This window comes from Tatumella citrea (assembly GCF_002163585.1).
Lineage (GTDB): Bacteria > Pseudomonadota > Gammaproteobacteria > Enterobacterales > Enterobacteriaceae > Tatumella > Tatumella citrea.
The window spans coordinates 1295022-1312459 of the sequence record NZ_CP015579.1; the positions used below are offsets into that span (position 1 = coordinate 1295022).

Annotated in this window: 15 protein-coding genes; 14 read left to right on the forward strand and 1 reads right to left on the reverse strand. The window is 49.9% G+C overall.

Going from position 1 to position 17438, the window contains the following annotated elements; all coding sequences use genetic code 11:
- Positions 1-72: 72 nt before the first annotated feature.
- From seqA to aroE, 9 genes are all read left to right on the forward strand, one after another.
- The gene (gene seqA, locus A7K98_RS06205; RefSeq protein ID WP_087487770.1) at positions 73-618 is read left to right on the forward strand and encodes a replication initiation negative regulator SeqA; all 546 of its coding nucleotides are present in this window, start codon (positions 73-75) and stop codon (positions 616-618) included.
- A 29-nt stretch (positions 619-647) separates the two neighbouring features.
- Positions 648-2288, forward strand: coding sequence for a phosphoglucomutase (alpha-D-glucose-1,6-bisphosphate-dependent) (gene pgm / locus A7K98_RS06210; protein ID WP_087487771.1), 1641 nt, complete (start codon positions 648-650; stop codon positions 2286-2288).
- Between the two features lie 206 nt (positions 2289-2494).
- Positions 2495-3283, forward strand: a complete 789-nt coding sequence (locus tag A7K98_RS06215) for a YbgA family protein (RefSeq protein ID WP_087487772.1) — start codon at positions 2495-2497, stop codon at positions 3281-3283.
- The gene (phrB, locus tag A7K98_RS06220) at positions 3280-4734 is read left to right on the forward strand and encodes a deoxyribodipyrimidine photo-lyase (protein WP_087487773.1); all 1455 of its coding nucleotides are present in this window, start codon (positions 3280-3282) and stop codon (positions 4732-4734) included. Before A7K98_RS06215 ends, phrB begins: the two co-directional genes overlap by 4 nt.
- Complete coding sequence (locus A7K98_RS06225; RefSeq protein ID WP_087487774.1) at positions 4727-5470, forward strand: type 2 GTP cyclohydrolase I; 744 nt, start codon at positions 4727-4729, stop codon at positions 5468-5470. The genes phrB and A7K98_RS06225 overlap by 8 nt, the downstream gene beginning before the upstream one ends.
- A 284-nt stretch (positions 5471-5754) precedes the next feature.
- Entirely contained in the window at positions 5755-6411 is a 657-nt protein-coding gene (gene pxpB / locus A7K98_RS06230) for a 5-oxoprolinase subunit PxpB (protein WP_087490388.1), read from the forward strand.
- Positions 6405-7334 carry a 5-oxoprolinase subunit PxpC gene (gene pxpC, locus A7K98_RS06235; protein ID WP_087487775.1) on the forward strand — a complete coding sequence of 310 codons (930 nt, stop codon included), beginning with the start codon at positions 6405-6407 and terminating at the stop codon, positions 7332-7334. Before pxpB ends, pxpC begins: the two co-directional genes overlap by 7 nt.
- A complete protein-coding gene (pxpA, locus tag A7K98_RS06240) occupies positions 7331-8065 on the forward strand; it encodes a 5-oxoprolinase subunit PxpA (protein ID WP_087487776.1) in 735 nt (244 codons plus the stop codon). The genes pxpC and pxpA overlap by 4 nt, the downstream gene beginning before the upstream one ends.
- A 157-nt stretch (positions 8066-8222) precedes the next feature.
- On the forward strand, positions 8223-9077 hold the full coding sequence (gene aroE / locus A7K98_RS06245) for a shikimate dehydrogenase (protein WP_087487777.1): 855 nt from the start codon (positions 8223-8225) through the stop codon (positions 9075-9077).
- Between the two features lie 34 nt (positions 9078-9111).
- Here aroE and A7K98_RS06250 read toward each other — a convergent pair whose 3' ends face one another.
- Entirely contained in the window at positions 9112-10395 is a 1284-nt protein-coding gene (locus tag A7K98_RS06250; RefSeq protein WP_087487778.1) for a citrate synthase, read from the reverse strand.
- Between the two features lie 596 nt (positions 10396-10991).
- On the opposite strand from A7K98_RS06250, the gene sdhC reads away from it, so the two are divergent.
- The 5 genes from sdhC (at position 10992) to sucA (ending at position 17427) form a co-directional block, all read left to right on the forward strand.
- On the forward strand, positions 10992-11381 hold the full coding sequence (sdhC, locus tag A7K98_RS06255) for a succinate dehydrogenase cytochrome b556 subunit (protein ID WP_087487779.1): 390 nt from the start codon (positions 10992-10994) through the stop codon (positions 11379-11381).
- On the forward strand, positions 11375-11722 hold the full coding sequence (sdhD, locus tag A7K98_RS06260; RefSeq protein ID WP_038019165.1) for a succinate dehydrogenase membrane anchor subunit: 348 nt from the start codon (positions 11375-11377) through the stop codon (positions 11720-11722). The genes sdhC and sdhD overlap by 7 nt, the downstream gene beginning before the upstream one ends.
- Positions 11723-13489 (forward strand): succinate dehydrogenase flavoprotein subunit, encoded by a 1767-nt coding sequence (gene sdhA / locus A7K98_RS06265; RefSeq protein ID WP_087487780.1) that lies wholly within the window; start codon positions 11723-11725, stop codon positions 13487-13489. It abuts the gene before it with no gap.
- 17 nt (positions 13490-13506) lie between these two features.
- Positions 13507-14220 carry a succinate dehydrogenase iron-sulfur subunit gene (locus tag A7K98_RS06270; protein WP_087487781.1) on the forward strand — a complete coding sequence of 238 codons (714 nt, stop codon included), beginning with the start codon at positions 13507-13509 and terminating at the stop codon, positions 14218-14220.
- 399 nt (positions 14221-14619) lie between these two features.
- Positions 14620-17427, forward strand: a complete 2808-nt coding sequence (sucA, locus tag A7K98_RS06275; protein WP_087487782.1) for a 2-oxoglutarate dehydrogenase E1 component — start codon at positions 14620-14622, stop codon at positions 17425-17427.
- Positions 17428-17438 lie beyond the last annotated feature (11 nt).

The following is a 17438-nucleotide window of genomic DNA, read 5'->3' on the forward strand; positions in this document are numbered from 1 at the left end:
AGAATCCCCGGAAATTTCCGGTATACTGATGTTTACAGGATTTTTACCTCAGTCATAACAGTACGGAAAAAGATGAAAACGATTGAAGTAGACGATGACCTTTATCGCTATATTGCCAGCCATACACGTCATATTGGCGAAAGTGCCTCTGATATTCTGCGCAGAATGCTGAAAGTTTCTGAGCAGGCGGTTTCTGGCTCCGATCAGGGCAAAGCGGAAAAGGATGAAGCACCTGCACTGGCTGCTGTGCGCAGTGATGTTCGTCCGCAGGATCGGGTCCGTACAGTACGTGAACTGCTGTTATCCGATGAATATGCAGAGCAGAAGCGTGCGGTTAACCGGTTTATGATGGTGTTGTCAACACTTTACCGACTGGAACCGCAGGAGTTTCAGCTGGCAACCACCACCATGCAGGGGCGTACCCGGGTCTATTTTGCCGGTGATGAACAAACACTGTTACAGAATGGTACTCACACCAAGCCAAAACATATTCCGGGAACTCCGTATTGGGTTATTACTAATACCAACACCGGACGTAAGTGCAGCATGATTGAACATATTATGCAGTCAATGAAGTTCCCTCAGGAACTCGCTGATAAAGTTTGCGGTACTATCTAATCCGAACATAAGCGTTAGGGAGAAATGCCATGGCCAATCACCCAAGAGCAGGGCAACCTGCTCAGCAGAGTGACCTGATTAATGTTGCACAACTTACATCACAATATTATGTGCTGAAACCGGATACAGCTAACAGTGAGCATGCTGTTAAGTTTGGTACTTCCGGTCACCGTGGCAGTTCAGCCCGACACAGTTTCAACGAAACTCATATCCTTGCTATCGCCCAGGCTATTGCTGAAGAACGCAAAAAAAATGGCGTTACCGGGCCTTGCTATGTTGGTAAGGATACTCATGCACTTTCAGAACCCGCGATACTTTCGGTACTGGAAGTTCTGACGGCTAACGGTGTTGAAGTGATTATCCAGAAGGATAACGGTTATACTCCAACGCCTTCTGTCTCTAACGCGATTCTTGAACATAATAAACGTCACAGTTCACAGGCTGACGGTATTGTGATTACGCCGTCTCATAATCCTCCGGATGATGGCGGTATTAAATACAATCCGCCTAATGGCGGACCTGCTGATACCAATGTGACGAAAGTGGTTGAAGTACGGGCCAATCAGCTGATTAAAGATGGCCTTCGTGATGTCAAACGTTTCACGCTTAATCAGGCTTACGAGAGTGGTCTGATTAGTGAGCAGGATCTGGTGCAGCCTTATATCGAAGGTCTGGCTGAGATCATTGACTTTGATGCGATCAAAAAAGCAAACCTGACCATCGGTGTTGATCCACTGGGTGGATCCGGCATTGGCTACTGGCCACGGATCGCCGAACATTATCAGCTGAATATTACCCTGGTTAACGATGCCATCGATCAGACCTTCCGCTTTATGCACCTGGATAAAGATGGTGTAATCCGCATGGATTGCTCTTCTGAGTGCGCGATGGCAGGGTTGCTGGCTTTGCGCGACAAATTCGATTTAGCTTTTGCCAACGATCCGGACTACGACCGTCACGGAATTGTTACCCCTGCAGGGCTGATGAATCCGAACCATTACCTGGCTGTAGCGATTGATTATCTGTTCCGTCACCGTAAACAGTGGTCAGCCGATGTAGCTGTTGGAAAAACGCTGGTTTCCAGCGCCATGATTGACCGGGTGGTTGAAGATTTAGGCCGTAAGCTGGTGGAAGTTCCGGTGGGCTTCAAGTGGTTCGTGGACGGGTTATATGATGGTACCCTCGGCTTTGGTGGTGAAGAGAGTGCCGGTGCTTCGTTCCTGCGTTTTGACGGTACACCGTGGTCAACCGATAAAGATGGCATCATTATGTGTCTGCTGGCTGCTGAAATTACCGCAGTGACAGGTCTGAACCCGCAGCAGCACTATGATAATCTGGCGGCTAAATTTGGTTCTCCAAGCTACAACCGTATCCAGGCGACGGCCAGTTCTGCACAAAAAGCAGTGTTGTCTAAGCTGTCTCCGGAGATGGTCAGTGCTGACACTCTGGCAGGTGACCCAATTATCGCTCGTCTGACAGAGGCTCCTGGCAACGGTGCTTCGATTGGCGGTCTGAAGGTGATGACCAAAAACGGCTGGTTCGCTGCCCGCCCCTCAGGTACCGAAGATGCTTACAAAATTTATTGTGAAAGCTTCCTGGGTGCTGAGCATCGTGAAAAAATCGAACAGGAAGCTGTTAAGATTGTCAGTGAAGTTCTGAAAAATGCCTGACAGTTAACACTGTTATAAAGAAAGCGCCTTCGGGCGCTTTTTTGTTGTCTGAATTTTATCTGTTCAATGGCCTGTACCGGGCTCCGCACTCGCTTTTGTCTGAAATTCTTCAGGGATAGTCTGTAAAAAACAGTACAACAGAGGATTTTCATCTCTGGCATGATTATACTGTAAACCTGTACAAGAAGATAAAATGGTACAAGTTTATGAGTGAACCGTTAATTATTGGCGTGCTCTCCGACGAGCAGAGTCAGCGGATTGTAGCAGGGAGTCAACCACTGCTGCCTGCCGGGATCAGTTTGCAGCCGGTTGCCTGCCATAAACAACGCCCTGAAAACAATGCAGAAACTGTGCTGGCAGACGATGGGACGATTGTCGGATTTCCCGGAGAGGAGGAATTTAGGGTTAATGGCATGCTCGTTGAGCAATCTTTACCGTCCGGGTTTCCCGACGATATCCCTTTTTGTACTGTCGACGCATTAGTGGATTCGGATCTGCGACACTCATTTATCGCGGCTGTTTGCGCGCGGGCAGAATTCGATGCCATGTGCGCGCAGCCTTTGACGGCTCATAAATTAATCCAGTTTCACAGTCACTATAAGATGTTGTTGCTGGCTCATTCTCAGCCACTGTACCGTGAATTGGGACCATTGGTCGCCGGGGTGGCGGCCAGCAGTAGTCTGAATGAGTTTGCCCGGCAGTATCGCCGTAAACTCATGCAGATACTCATGTTGCCGGCGAATCGTCGTGATAACACTAATGCATTGATGCATATGCAGGGTTACTTCAGGCCATTTATCACGGGACAACGGCGCCAGCATCTGACAGAGACAATTGATCAATACCGGCGCGGATTGCAGCCCTTAACGGCTGCTATCGATGAATTGCGTCATCTACAGGCTGAATATCCTCATCCATGGCTGGCTTCACAACGATTTTTATTCCCCTGGTTACCTGACGCTCAGGCAGGGAAAACGCAACAGGAGATACCGTGAAAACCCATTTTGTCTGGCTGAGAAATGATCTGCGACTTCATGACCACCCGGCATTATATGCTGCCTGTCAGGATCCGCAGGCAAGGGTGATTGCACTGTTTATTGCCACTCCGGAACAGTGGCAGCAGCATAATGTTTCCGGAAGGCAACTGGCGTTTATGGCCGATGCACTCAGATTACTCAGTGAGGAACTGCTTTCACTCGGAATCCCCCTGTTATATGCCACGGCAGACAATTTTACTGACAGTGTCAGTTGCCTGAAGGAAATCTGCATCAGGTATCATGCGACACAGCTATTTTATAATTATCAGTATGAACTGAATGAACAGCGAAGAGACCGGCTGGCTGAGAAGGAATTATCAGATAACGATATTATCTGTCAGGGATTTCAGGACGGGACACTTTTACCGCCTGGCAGTGTCCTGACGGGTAAGGGCACGATGTATAATGTTTATACACCGTTCAGCAAAGCGCTGATTAATGCTTTAACTGCGGAGCTACCGGAATGCTATCCGGCGCCTGCGGCAAGAATACTGCCATCAGATATCACTGCCGATGCCATTCCGTCACTCAGTCCACACAGCAGTGATTATGACCGAAAACAATTTCCGCCCGGACATCGTGCGGCGCTGCAACGGTTGCGTAGTTTCAGCCAGCAAACCATTCGGAATTATGCAAAGGACAGAGATTTTCCGGCATTAGCCGGAACCAGTGCCCTGTCTCCTTATCTGGCAACAGGGCAAATTTCAGCCCGGCAGTGTCTGTATCGCATTCTGCACGATCACCCTCAGGCACTCTCCGGCGGACCGGAAGCGGTCTGGCTGAATGAACTGTTCTGGCGTGAATTTTATCGCCATTTGTTGGTGGCTTATCCGCAGTTGTGCCGGCATCAGCCATTCACTGACTGGACTCGTCATATTCAATGGCGACAGGATGAAGAGCAACTGCTGGCATGGCAGCAGGGCAATACCGGCTTTCCGATAGTGGATGCAGGCATGCGACAACTGCGGGCGACCGGGTGGATGCATAATCGCCTGAGAATGATTGTTGCCAGCTTTCTGGTCAAAGACCTGCTGGCAGACTGGCGGGAGGGAGAACGCTATTTTATGACGCAGTTGCTGGATGGTGATCTCGCTGCAAACAACGGAGGCTGGCAATGGGCTGCATCAACCGGCACCGATGCCGCTCCTTATTTTCGGATTTTCAATCCACAGCTTCAGGGAGAACGATTTGATCCTCAGGGCGATTTTATACGCCACTGGGTGCCTGAGCTGGCTATGATTCCGGGGAAAGCCATCCATGATCCTCAGGCCTGGGCAAAAAAACAGCAGGTAACTTTGGATTATCCTCTACCCATTGTTGATCACCGACAGGTACGGCAGACTACTCTGAAAGCATTCGAGGCCGCAAAGCGTGGCGGAACATCAGCACAGGAAAAAAACCATGAATAATATCCGGCTTGAACAATTAATTAACCAGCAACTGAACAGCCAGAGTTTCAGTGACTATGCCCCGAATGGTATGCAGGTTGAAGGACGTAGCGAGATCAAAAGAGTGGTCACAGGGGTGACCGCCTGCCAGGCATTACTGGATGAAGCGGTCAGTTTGCAGGCCGATGCGTTGATTGTTCACCATGGGTATTTCTGGAAAAATGAATCACCACTGATTAAGGGAATGAAACGTCAGCGGTTGCGGACATTACTGCTGAATGACATCAATATGTACGGATGGCATTTGCCGCTGGATGCTCATCCTGAGCTGGGAAATAATGCCCAACTGGCAAAACTTCTGGGTATTATTCCGGAAGGTGAAATTGTGCCTCTGGTGCCTTTTGGGCGACTGGAAACGCCACTTTCCGGGGAGGTTTTTGCCTCGCTGATCGCTGAGAAACTTGGTCGTACTCCGTTGCATTGCGGAGATAATGCACCACAGGTTATCCAGACTGTTGCCTGGTGTACCGGTGGTGGTCAGGGTTTTATTGACGATGCTGCGGACTACGGTGTCGATGCATTCATCAGTGGGGAAGTGTCCGAGAAAACGATTCATATTGCACGTGAGCGAGGCTTGCATTTTTTTGCCGCTGGTCATCATGCAACAGAACGTGGTGGAGTTAGAGCACTTGGCGAATGGTTAGCAGAGACCCAGGGGCTGGAGGTTATTTTTGTGGATATCGATAATCCGGCCTGATTTAGGGGACTGACACCAGACAGACGCAGTATCAGCGGTGAAGCAGAGCTCATGCTTCACCTTTTCCCTCTCCAGCCCGCAGGTTCCTGGCCTTTTCCCGCATTTTAACAGCAATTACTGCCTGCACACTGATTCTAAAACTCGCTGTAAATCAAACCGGTAATTAAAATTATTGACACTTATCGCCGGGTTGCGGATAACAGTTAGCAACTGTTCTGCTCCGTGTGGCGATTCCGGCAGCCCTCTCAGATGCAGAACGAAAAGATCTCAGTGGAGGCAAGGTAGTGCAGCAAATCAGATTTTATATGCTGGGCGAGCAGGCAGCGGTTCTGGAGTTATCTCCGCCGGTGACCCTGGAAGCCCAACAACGAATATGGGGCCTGGCACGCCGTCTTACCTCGCTTGAACAGGTACGGGAGGTTGTGCCTGGCATGAATAATCTGACGGTGATTTTTCATAATATTCCTGACGATGCCAGTGCGCTATTACTGCAGTTAAATGTCTGGTGGGATGAGAGTGATGCAGAAATCCCACCTTCGCGAACTATTGATATCCCGGTGGTTTACGGCAAAGAAGCCGGACCTGATCTGCAGGATGTTGCCCGCAACTGCCAGCTGTCAGCCTCTCAGGTGGTTGAACTGCATAGTTCCGTTCTGTACACCGTGTATTGCATTGGCTTCCAGCCGGGATTTCCTTATCTTGCCGGGCTTGATCCTAAAATTCATTGCCCACGTCGTGCTGAGCCTCGTGTTGCTGTGACGGCGGGAAGTGTTGGTATTGGGGGCAGCCAGACAGGCATCTATCCGCTGGTAGCGCCGGGGGGCTGGCAACTGATAGGCCGAACAACGCTGTCGCTGTTTATGCCGCAACGCACGCCACCGGTGCTGTTGGCACCGGGAGATCGGGTTCGTTTTGTTCCGCAAAAGGAGGGGCAATGTTAACTGTCATTCGTGCCGGGATGGCGACGTCGGTACAGGATTTCGGGCGTCCTGGCTATGGTCAGTCGGGGATCAGTCTTACCGGTGTGATGGACAGACCGGCGATGGAAACCGCGAATCTGCTGGCGGGTAATGCTGCTGACAGTGCTGTGTTAGAAATTACCCTGGGGCAGTGCCAGTTTCGGTTTGAACGGGACAGCTGGTTTGCTCTCACAGGAGCCGGGTGCCACGCAGAACTGGATGGTAAGGCCGTGTGGACTGGTTGGAGAATTCCGGCCCGCCAGGGGCAGATTCTGACACTAACCCGGGCTATTCGTGGTGTTCGCAGTTATCTGGCGGTGAACGGCGGCTTTGATATTTCACCAGTGATGGGATCCTGTAGCACGGACGTGAAGGGCGGTTTCGGGGGCTGGCAGGGCAGGTATCTGCGCGACGGAGATATGTTGCCGCTAAATTTGCCTACCCATAATTTTTCACAAAGTGTCGGGGTCAGGCAATTACTGTGGGGGAATCGCATCCGCGTGTTGCCAGGGCCAGAATACCGGGAATTTAGTAGGGAAGCACAACAGGCATTCTGGAGAACCGGCTGGGTATTGTCGCCACAGAGTAACCGGATGGGTTACCGTTTGCAGGGCAGGACCCTGCAGCGCAGCAAACCAAGGGAATTGCTATCGCATGCAGTAGTGCCGGGGACTGTTCAGGTGACTAATGGTGGACAGCCAGTCGTGCTGATGTCAGATGCCCAGACTACCGGAGGATACCCACGTATCGGGGTCGTTATCTCTGCTGATTTATATCATCTTGCGCAAATCCGTCCGGGAGAACCGGTTCACTTTATTTATTGTACGTTAGACGAAGCCAGGCAGGCTAAACAGCACCAGCAACATGCGCTGGATATGATGAAATGGGGACTTATCGGGTCATGAAAATAGATTTAAATGCCGACCTGGGTGAAGGCGGGAAATTCGATCAGCAGCTACTGCAACTGGTGAGCTCGGCGAATATTGCTTGCGGTTTTCACGCCGGGGATGCACAGACAATGTTGCAGTCAGTACGCTGGGCGAAAGAGTATCAGGTAAATATTGGTGCTCACCCGTCCTTTCCTGACCGGGAAAACTTCGGCAGAACGGCCATGACACTGCCACCGGCTGAGGTTTATGCCCAGCAACTGTTCCAGATTGGGGCATTACAGGCAATGGCAGTTAGTGAAGGAGTGCGACTATCGCATGTGAAGCCTCATGGCATGTTGTATAACCAGGCCGCCCGTGAACCTGAACTGGCTGATGCTATCGCCCGTGCAGTGGCTGCGGTTGACTCATCGCTGGTACTGGTTGGGCTGGCGAACAGTGAACTGATAAACGCGGGTCGCCATTATGGCCTGACTACCCGCGAAGAAGTGTTTGCCGATCGCGGTTACACCGCTAACGGGCAACTGGTACCGCGTGGTCAGCCTGGCGATTTACTGACGAGTGCAGAGCAGGCTATTGCACAGACACTGATGATGGTTAGCCGTGGAGAAGTAATAGCAGTGAGTGGTGAACGGGTAAAAGTGAATGCTGAAACAGTTTGCCTGCATGGTGATGGCGAGCATGCTGTGGAATTTGCCCGCGAACTGAATGCCGCTTTCCGGCGTGAAAATATTAGTATTTCTGCATAATTTTTTGTGCTGTTTATACCAACTACCATCGGCAGGGATGCCGGGGTTTGGTAGGTTCAGTTAATTAATGCTATGATCAACAAGCTAATTATTCAGGAATCTGGTGTTATTATTTTGTCCAACCCTTAAATGACCCGATAAAAATCAGGAGCAAATAATGGCTGAACAACAAAATTTTCTCAGCGATCTTACGGGGTCTTTTTCCTCCCCCTGCAATGAAAACCCGACCGTAGCAATGATGGAAGAAGCATATCGCCATCAGGGAATCAACGCCCGCTATATTAACTGTGATGTCGGACAGCAGCAGCTTGAAATGGCCGTTGCCGGCGCTAAAGCGATGGGCTGGCGAGGTTTCAACTGCTCAATTCCAAATAAACAAACCATTCTGAAATACATTGATGAAGTCGGCACGTCAGCAAAAGTTATTGGGGCTGTTAACTGCGTGATTATCCGTGACGGTAAGCTGACAGGTGAAAACACCGACGGTAAAGGATTTGTGGAAGCCCTGAAACAGCAGATTGATCCACAGGGTAAAAAACTGGCTCTTCTGGGGGCGGGCGGCGCAGCTCGGGCTATTGCTGTCGAATCTGCCCTGGCGGGTGTCCGTGAAATCACTATCTTCAATCGTGATAAAGCGAAGGGACAAGATTTAGCAGAGCTTATCAATAATAATACCGATGCAACAGCAAACTATGCTGAATGGACGCCCGGACTAAAGATTGATAATGACTTCGATATTCTGGTGAATGCTACTTCTGTCGGGCTGGATGATGCGGATGCCATGCCGGATATTGATACAGACAGCCTGCCTGCGAAGTTATTCGTTGCTGATGTGATTCCTAATCCGCCACAAACAGCTCTGTTACGTGCAGCAGCTGACAAAGGATGCGAAACGCTTAACGGGTTGAATATGCTGGTTAATCAGGGAGCGCTGAATCTGGCGTACTGGTTTGATATTTCAGCCGATAAAACACCGATGCGCAAAGTTCTGCAAACGTTGTTTACCGGCTGACGGAATGAAGGTGCCCGGGGGCACCTTCGCAGGCTTACTTTTTAAGTCTGGACTGGAACTCACGCTCGGTATAGCCAGTATACAACTGACGTGGACGGGCGATTTTCATGCCTTCTTCATGCATTTCAATCCAGTGAGCTATCCAGCCAACTGTACGGGCCATTGCGAAAATGACGGTAAACATGGAGGTCGGGATTCCCATCGCCTTAAGAATCAATCCGGAGTAGAAATCGACGTTCGGGTACAGTTTACGTTCAATAAAATACGGGTCGTTGAGCGCAATATGTTCCAGGGCCATTGCTACTTCCAGCAAATCATCCTTCATATTCAGTTCTTTCAGAACTTCGTGACAGGTTTCACGCATCACGGTAGCTCGTGGATCATAATTTTTATAGACGCGGTGGCCAAAGCCCATCAGGCGGAATGAATCGTTTTTATCTTTGGCACGACGGATAAATTCAGGGATATGATCGACGGTTTCAATCTCTTCCAGCATTCGCAAAGTTGCTTCGTTGGCACCGCCATGAGCTGGTCCCCACAAAGAAGCAATCCCTGCCGCGATACAGGCAAACGGGTTGGCACCGGATGAACCAGCAGTACGTACTGTGGAAGTTGAGGCATTTTGCTCATGATCGGCGTGCAGAATCAGTATTCTGTCCATCGCTCTTTCCAGCACAGGGTTGACTACATAGTCTTCACAGGGAGTCGCAAACATCATATGCAGGAAATTGCCCGCGTATGAGAGATCATTACGTGGGTAGATAAACGGTTGACCTAACGAATATTTGTAGCACATCGCTGCAACGGTAGGCATTTTTGACAGCAGGCGATAGGCGGCAATATCACGGTGACGCTCGTTATTTACATCCAGCGAGTCATGATAGAACGCTGCCAGCGCACCGGTCACTCCGCACATAACTGCCATCGGGTGTGAATCCCGGCGGAAGCCGTGGAACAGACGGGTGATCTGCTCATGAATCATGGTATGGCGGGTAACAGTGATTTTGAATTGTTCATACTGTTCAGGAGTCGGGGCTTCGCCATACAGCAGGATATAACAGACTTCCAGGTAGGTGGAATTTGTCGCTAATTGTGAAATAGGGTAACCACGATGTAACAGAATCCCCTCATCACCATCGATGAAAGTGATCTTTGATTCACAGGAGGCTGTGGAGGTGAATCCCGGGTCAAAAGTATATAATCCGCTATTCCCCAGAGCACGAACATCTACCACATCCTGGCCCAGTGTACCTTTGAGGACATCGAGCTCTACAGACGTTGTTCCCTCCAGGGTTAACGTCACTTTCTTATCTGTCATTTTGGTCTCCTTTAGCGTCTCATTGCAACCATCAAGAACGCCAAAATATGCGCAATACTGGCCTGAAAAAAAACATACCTCACATTCTTTACTGCTCAGGTTGATTACATTTTTTAAAAAACCTGTGACCGCAGGAAGGTCTATGATTGTGATTGCCCGCTGAATTTTGGCATTGAGATGTCTCTATAATAATTGCCTAAGCGATGTGCTTCCGAACAGTTATATAACTTACGGTTATCGGAAAGTCTATCCTGATCAACGTAAGACTATGATAACGATTTCCCGAACAAATATGTAAAAAAAATGTTTATTTAATGTAAATTTACCCGGAGGTGTCGGCTAAGTTGATAGTATCGTGATGATGATCACTCTTCTGCCGAAATTTACCCAAACAGTTTGTAGGGTAATTGTAATCAGAATGTGATCAACCTATACTTTACGAAGGTCTCCGGAATCACCTGCAATCAGGAGTCACCCAGCGTTTTTACGCGTCATTTAACACTGGATGTTACTGTCAGGGGGTCGGAAAAGTCAGGCTACAGGCTGTCTTTAACGTTCCTGCAGGACCGGAGGAAGCTAAAATAATAAAGAGCTGTGTGGGCAAAACCTTGAAAAAACAAAGACCTGTCAATCTGGATCTCTCAACGATCAAGTTTCCCTTGACTGCAATAGCATCCATCCTCCACCGCGTATCCGGCGTGATTACGTTTGTCGCTGTCGGTATCCTGCTCTGGTTACTTGGATTATCTCTCTCCTCCCCTGAAGGTTTTCAACAGGCCGCGGCAATCATGAGTGGTTTCGTGGTCAGGTTCATTGTCTGGGGCATTCTGACGGCACTTGCGTATCACATTGCCGGCGGTATTCGCCATCTGTTGATGGATTTTGGCTTTCTCGAAGAGACACTGGCAGCGGGTACCCGTTCTGCTCAGGTCACTTTTGGGATCACTGTTGTTCTTTCTGTTCTGGCGGGAGTTCTTGTATGGTAACTAACGCATCTGCACTGGGCCGTAACGGTATTCATGACTGGTTACTGCTGCGGGGTGCTGCAATAGTCATTGCCCTCTATGTAGTCTATATACTGGGTTTCTTTATTTTTACCAGTCACATCACCTTTGATGTCTGGCACGGTTTCTTCTCTGCAACATTCACCCGTGTATTCACTCTTCTGACGTTATTTTCGATTCTGATTCATGGCTGGATCGGTATGTGGCAGGTGCTGACCGATTATGTCAAAAATGTAGCATTACGGCTGGTAGTGCAGGGCCTGGTTGTCCTGGCGTTATTAACGTATGCGATTTACGGAACGATTATCGTGTGGGGTGTGTAAATGAGTTTGCCAGTCAGAGAGTTTGATGCCGTAGTTATTGGTGCCGGCGGCGCAGGTATGCGTGCAGCACTACAGATTTCTCAGTCAGGGCAGAGCTGTGCCCTGTTATCAAAAGTTTTTCCTACCCGTTCGCATACAGTATCTGCGCAGGGCGGTATCACCGTTGCGCTGGGGAATACCCATGAAGATAACTGGGAATGGCACATGTATGACACCGTAAAGGGGTCTGACTACATTGGTGACCAGGATGCTATCGAGTATATGTGTAAGACCGGACCGGAAGCGATTCTGGAACTGGAGCATATGGGACTGCCGTTTTCCCGTCTGGATGATGGCCGTGTCTATCAGCGTCCGTTTGGCGGCCAGTCTAAAAATTTTGGCGGTGAGCAGGCAGCCCGAACTGCGGCAGCAGCTGACCGTACCGGCCATGCTTTATTACACACCCTTTATCAGCAGAACCTGAAGAATAAAACGACTATTTTCTCCGAATGGTACGCACTGGATCTGGTGAAAAATCATGATGGTGCCATCGTCGGCTGTACTGCGTTGTGCATCGAAACCGGTGAAGTAGTTTATTTCAAAGCAAAAGCCACCATCCTGGCGACCGGCGGTGCCGGACGTATTTATCAGTCAACCACCAATGCTCATATTAACACCGGTGACGGTGTCGGGATGGCGTTGCGCGCCGGAGTTCCTGTTCAGGACATGGAAATGTGGCAGTTCCATCCTACGGGCATTGCCGGAGCCGGTGTTCTGGTGACAGAAGGTTGCCGTGGGGAAGGCGGGTATTTGCTGAACAAGCACGGTGAGCGTTTTATGGAACGTTATGCACCGAATGCCAAAGACCTGGCTGGCCGTGATGTGGTTGCCCGTTCAATGATGATTGAGATTCGTGAAGGCCGTGGTTGCGACGGTCCGTGGGGACCTCACCTGAAACTGAAACTCGACCATTTAGGTAAAGAAGTTCTGGAGTCTCGTTTACCGGGAATTCTGGAATTATCCCGTACCTTCGCCCATGTCGATCCGGTGAAGGAACCGATTCCGGTCATCCCGACCTGTCACTATATGATGGGTGGTATTCCGACCCGCGTGACCGGTCAGGCACTGAATATCGATGAGAATGGCAACGATGTTGTGATTCCGGGCCTGTTTGCGGTGGGCGAAATTGCCTGCGTTTCAGTACATGGTGCAAACCGCCTGGGCGGCAACTCCCTGCTGGACCTGGTGGTGTTTGGTCGTGCGGCCGGGCTGCATTTGCTTGAGTGTATTGAAGAACAAGGCCCTCTGGCCGATGCCAGTGAAGAAGAGATCAACGCAGCTCTTGAGCGTTATCAGCGTTGGGATAATAACACCAGCGGCGAAGATCCTGCGGAAATTCGTAAAGCCTTACAAACCTGTATGCAGCACAACTTCTCGGTATTCCGCGAAGGTGATGCAATGGCAAAAGGACTGGAAGAGCTGAAACAGATTCGCGAGCGTCTTAAGTCGGCACGTCTTGATGACCGTTCCCCGGATTTCAATACTCAACGTGTTGAGTGTCTGGAGCTGGATAATCTGATGGAAACCGCCTATGCCACCGCTGTGGCTGCGAACTATCGTACTGAAAGCCGTGGTGCCCATAGCCGCTTCGACTTCCCGGATCGGGATGATGAAAACTGGTTGTGCCATAGCCTGTATTTGCCACAAACCGAGAGCATGACAAGACGTGAAGTCAACATGCAGCCTAAGTTACGTCCGGCGTTTCCGCCGAAAATTCGTACTTATTAATCGGTGGAGAGAGACAAATGAAACTAGAATTTTCGCTGTACCGGTATAACCCTGAAGTTGATGATGCCCCTCGGATGCAGGATTACACGCTGGAGGCAGAAGATGGCAGGGATATGATGTTGCTGGACGCGCTTATCCGCCTGAAAGAACAGGACCCGACCCTGGCTTTTCGCCGCTCATGCCGCGAAGGTGTTTGTGGATCTGACGGCGTAAATATGAACGGTAAAAACGGTCTGGCATGTATTACGCCGGTCTCGACTTTGCGTGGAAAAGGTAAAATTGTTATCCGTCCTTTACCGGGTCTGCCGGTCATCCGTGATCTGGTGGTGGATATGGGGCAGTTCTACGCCCAGTACGAAAAAATTAAGCCTTTCCTGCAAAATAATGACCGTAATCCACCGGCCCGTGAAAACCTTCAGTCACCGGATGAGCGCGCTCATCTTGACGGATTGTATGAATGTATTCTATGTGCCTGCTGTTCTACATCCTGCCCGTCATTCTGGTGGAACCCTGACAAATTTGTCGGGCCTGCCGGTTTACTGGCGGCGTATCGTTTCCTGATTGATAGCCGTGATACTGAAACAGATGCGCGTCTGGATGATTTGGATGATGCATTCAGTGTGTTCCGCTGCCACAGCATTATGAATTGTGTGAATGTTTGTCCAAAAGGACTGAACCCGACCCGCGCAATTGGCCATATTAAGTCTATGCTATTGCAACGTGGTGCATGATATCGCTACCGGGAAGCCAATGCTTCCCGGTACTTCATGGAAACCTCTTTAAATCTTTTATCTCTGATTCAGGACGATAAAAGGTTTACAAAGGTTCCCTTGCGGACAAAGGAAGATTTTCTGTGTTCGCTTCGTTGAACCTGTGAGGCAGTGTGGCTGTTGAAAGTAATCTTGCATGTCCATAACACCTTGTTTAATGGTATAAAACAGGGTGATGGTCACAGCAGACAGTCATTCAGGAGAAAGGTTAGCTCCTGACTGAGTGTCTGAAATGACCGGATGAACTAATATGCAGTTTTTACTGCGGAATGGCATTCATCGGCCGACGCATTGTCCCGGAACATCCGTGAAAACGGCAACAACAACTACGAAAAGCATGATAATGCATAAGGGATCACCATGCAGAACAGTGCAATGAAACCCTGGCTGGATTCTTCCTGGCTGGCGGGCGCGAACCAGTCTTACATAGAACAGTTGTATGAGGACTACCTCACCAGCCCTGATTCTGTGGAACCTGTCTGGCGGGAACTGTTTGACCAGTTTCCGGCTAATGACCTTCGTCCGGAACAGTTTCATTCGACGACCCGTGAGTATTTCCGCAGACTGGCGAAAGATTCAACCCGCTATACTTCCTCTGTCACCGACCCGGCTGCCAATTCACGGCAGGTAAAAGTATTGCAGTTAATCAATGCTTTCCGGTTTCGCGGACATCAGCAGGCTAATCTTGACCCGTTAGGGCTTTGGAAACAGGAGCCGGTCCCTGATCTGGACCCTGCATTTCACGAGTTGACCGCAGAAGATTTCGGCGAAACCTTTAATGTCGGTTCCTTTGCGATTGGCAAAGACACCATGAAGCTTGCCGATTTATATGAAGCGCTGAAACAAACCTACTGTGGTTCAATCGGTGCTGAATATATGCATATCAACAACACCGAAGAGAAACGCTGGATCCAGCAAAGAATTGAATCGGTTGTGGGGCATGCCAGCTTTACTCAGGCTGAGAAAAAAGGCTTTCTGAAAGAGCTGACCGCGGCCGAAGGTATGGAAAAATACCTTGGGGCAAAATTTCCCGGAGCTAAACGTTTCTCACTGGAAGGTGGTGACGCTTTAATTCCTATGCTGCGTGAAATGATTCGCCATGCAGGAAAACACGGCACCAAAGAAGTGGTACTGGGGATGGCACACCGTGGCCGTCTGAATGTACTGATTAATGTCCTCGGTAAGAAAACTCAGGATTTGTTCGATGAGTTTGCCGGGAAACACAAAGAGCACCTGGGCACCGGTGACGTAAAATACCATATGGGCTTTTCATCAGACGTCGAAACTGAAGGCGGACTGGTGCATCTGGCTCTGGCTTTTAACCCGTCGCATCTGGAAATTGTCAGCCCTGTAGTGATGGGCTCTGTTCGTGCTCGTCTGGATCGCCTGGCACAGCCGTCAATTGACCAGGTTCTGCCTGTCACTATTCATGGTGATGCAGCAGTGACCGGCCAGGGGGTAGTTCAGGAAACTCTGAATATGTCTCAGGCGCGTGGTTATGAAGTCGGCGGGACTGTACGGATTGTTATCAACAATCAGGTGGGATTCACCACCTCTAACCCACACGATGCCCGTTCAACCCCGTATTGTACTGATATCGGGAAAATGGTGCTGGCACCGATTTTCCATGTGAATGCGGATGATCCGGAAGCGGTGGCTTTTGTCACACGTCTGGCACTGGATTATCGCAATACCTTTAAACGTGACGTATTTATCGATCTGGTGTGTTATCGCCGCCATGGTCATAACGAAGCTGATGAGCCAAGTGCAACTCAGCCAGTCATGTATAAGAAAATCAAAAAACATCCAACGCCTCGCAAAATCTATGCCGATCGCCTGCAGGAAGAAGGGGTGATCAACGGTGAAGATGCGACAGAAATGGTGAACCTGTACCGCGATGCCCTTGACGCCGGAGAGTGTGTGGTGGAAGAGTGGCGTCCGATGAGTCTCAATACTTATACCTGGTCACCGTATCTTAACCACGAATGGGATGAAACCTATCCGGCGACCGTTGATAAAAAACGGCTGCAGGAACTGGCAAGACGAATCAGCCAGATTCCCGAAGGGATTGAAGCCCAGTCCAGGGTGTTGAAAATCTATCGTGATCGTCAGGAAATGGCGGAAGGCAGCAAACCGTTCGACTGGGGCGGGGCTGAGAACCTGGCCTATGCCACTCTGGTAGATGAAGGCGTGCCGATTCGTTTATCCGGTGAAGATACCGGACGCGGGACCTTCTTCCACCGTCATGCGGTTATTCATAACCAGATTAATGGTTCAACCTATACTCCGCTGCAACACATCCATAATGGCCAGGGTAAATTTAAGGTCTGGGATTCGGTCCTGTCTGAAGAGGCGGTACTGGCATTTGAATATGGTTATGCCACTGCAGAACCGCGTACGCTGACTATCTGGGAAGCGCAGTTTGGTGATTTTGCCAACGGTGCACAGGTGGTGATTGACCAGTTCATCAGTTCAGGCGAACAGAAATGGGGCCGGATGTGTGGTCTTGTGATGTTGTTGCCACATGGCTATGAAGGTCAGGGGCCTGAGCACTCATCTGCCCGTCTTGAGCGCTATCTGCAACTCTGTGCTGAGCAGAATATGCAGGTTTGCGTACCTTCAACACCGGCTCAGGTCTATCACATGCTTCGTCGCCAGGCGCTGCGAGGTATGCGCCGTCCGTTGATTGTGATGTCGCCTAAATCTCTGCTGCGCCATCCGCTGGCAATATCCGGGTTGGATGAACTGGCAGAGGGCAGTTTTATGCCGGCGATTGGCGAGATTGATGAGCTGGATCCTAAAAATGTCCGTCGTGTGGTGATGTGCGCCGGCAAGGTTTATTACGATTTACTTGAGCAGCGTCGTAAGAATGGTCAGCAGGATGTCGCCATTATTCGTATTGAGCAACTGTATCCGTTCCCGCATCAGGTTGTGCAGGAAATCCTGCAGGCGTATTCACATGTAACTGATTTTGTGTGGTGTCAGGAAGAGCCGCTGAATCAGGGCGCGTGGTATTCCTGTCAGCATAATTTCCGTGAAGTTGTACCGCAGGGAGCGTCATTGCGCTATGCAGGTCGTCCTGCATCAGCCTCGCCTGCTGTGGGTTATATGTCTGTTCACCAGCAGCAGCAGCAAGATCTGGTTAATGATGCGCTGAACGTCGATTGATTATAAGGAAA

Bases quoted from the DNA above. Each gene is read 5' to 3' on its own strand.
- A7K98_RS06225 (WP_087487774.1), top strand. From the start codon at position 4,727: ATGAATAATATCCGGCTTGAACAATTAATTAACCAGCAACTGAACAGC.
- A7K98_RS06215 (WP_087487772.1), top strand. From the start codon at position 2,495: ATGAGTGAACCGTTAATTATTGGCGTGCTCTCCGACGAGCAGAGTCAG.
- seqA (WP_087487770.1), top strand. From the start codon at position 73: ATGAAAACGATTGAAGTAGACGATGACCTTTATCGCTATATTGCCAGC.
- A7K98_RS06250 (WP_087487778.1), bottom strand. From the start codon at position 10,395: ATGACAGATAAGAAAGTGACGTTAACCCTGGAGGGAACAACGTCTGTA.
- A7K98_RS06270 (WP_087487781.1), top strand. From the start codon at position 13,507: ATGAAACTAGAATTTTCGCTGTACCGGTATAACCCTGAAGTTGATGAT.
- sdhA (WP_087487780.1), top strand. From the start codon at position 11,723: ATGAGTTTGCCAGTCAGAGAGTTTGATGCCGTAGTTATTGGTGCCGGC.
- sucA (WP_087487782.1), top strand. From the start codon at position 14,620: ATGCAGAACAGTGCAATGAAACCCTGGCTGGATTCTTCCTGGCTGGCG.
- aroE (WP_087487777.1), top strand. From the start codon at position 8,223: ATGGCTGAACAACAAAATTTTCTCAGCGATCTTACGGGGTCTTTTTCC.
- pxpA (WP_087487776.1), top strand. From the start codon at position 7,331: ATGAAAATAGATTTAAATGCCGACCTGGGTGAAGGCGGGAAATTCGAT.
- pgm (WP_087487771.1), top strand. From the start codon at position 648: ATGGCCAATCACCCAAGAGCAGGGCAACCTGCTCAGCAGAGTGACCTG.
- sdhD (WP_038019165.1), top strand. From the start codon at position 11,375: ATGGTAACTAACGCATCTGCACTGGGCCGTAACGGTATTCATGACTGG.
- pxpC (WP_087487775.1), top strand. From the start codon at position 6,405: ATGTTAACTGTCATTCGTGCCGGGATGGCGACGTCGGTACAGGATTTC.